This is a genomic window from Ruegeria sp. SCP11 (genome assembly GCF_040329455.1).
Lineage (GTDB): Bacteria > Pseudomonadota > Alphaproteobacteria > Rhodobacterales > Rhodobacteraceae > Ruegeria > Ruegeria atlantica_E.
Map to the genome: position 1 here is coordinate 1 of NZ_JBDZYG010000050.1, position 772 is coordinate 772.

Sequence of the window (772 nt, forward strand, 5' to 3'; positions counted from 1 at the left end):
GGTTTGGGCCGCCTGTGAAAGCGACCCAACTGCACTAGATTTCAATGGCTTCGGCGATAGCTAGAGCGTCTTCAAGTTCGACGCCCAGATATCTAACTGTGCTGTCCATCTTGGTATGTCCAAGAAGCAACTGCACGGCGCGCAGGTTGCCAGTCTTCTTGTAGATCTGGGTTACTTTGGTACGCCGCATTGAATGCGTTCCGTATGCGCTTGCCTCAAGGCCGATGGATGTGACCCAATCACGGACGATCCGCGCATACTGGCGTGTTGAAATGTGCAAGCGCTCATGGAAGCGGCCAGGCCAAAGATACTCCGAGCCAACCATAAGTTCATCCTCCATCCACTTTTCGACTGAAGCACGCGTGCCCTCGGAAATCTCGAAGCGGACTGGTTTCTGAGTTTTGCTTTGCAGGACGTAGGCGCGCTCTTTGATCTGTCCCGATGCCATCACGTCGACGACTTTCATCCTCACAAGATCACAGCCGCGAAGCTTGCTGTCGATTGCCATATTGAACAGCGCGAGGTCGCGATGGTTCTCGGCCAGTTCAAGTCGAACTCGGATCGCCCAGACGTGTTTTGGCTTCAGCGGTCTTTTCTGGCCAACGATACGTCCTTTGTTCCAGGCTGGGCGAAGCGCGCGAATGGCCGGTAAGTTTGGTGTTTCCATGACTGATCCTCCGATCCGCCATGCCCTCCCAAAGCGACAACCCGACGTTGACGAGGCACCATATCAGAGGATTGCCGCGCTGCCTCCGAGGTCCGCAGAGAGCCC

1 protein-coding gene is annotated in these 772 nt (G+C 55.6%); it reads right to left on the reverse strand.

Annotated features, from left to right (window positions below; all coding sequences use genetic code 11):
* Positions 1 to 34 precede the first annotated feature (34 nt).
* Positions 35 to 667: a tyrosine-type recombinase/integrase gene (locus ABLN94_RS24565; RefSeq protein ID WP_352997342.1), complete on the reverse strand. Its 633-nt coding sequence runs from the start codon at positions 665 to 667 to the stop codon at positions 35 to 37.
* Between the last annotated feature and the right edge of the window lie 105 nt (positions 668 to 772).

Bases quoted from the DNA above. Each gene is read 5' to 3' on its own strand.
- ABLN94_RS24565 (WP_352997342.1), bottom strand. From the start codon at position 667: ATGGAAACACCAAACTTACCGGCCATTCGCGCGCTTCGCCCAGCCTGG.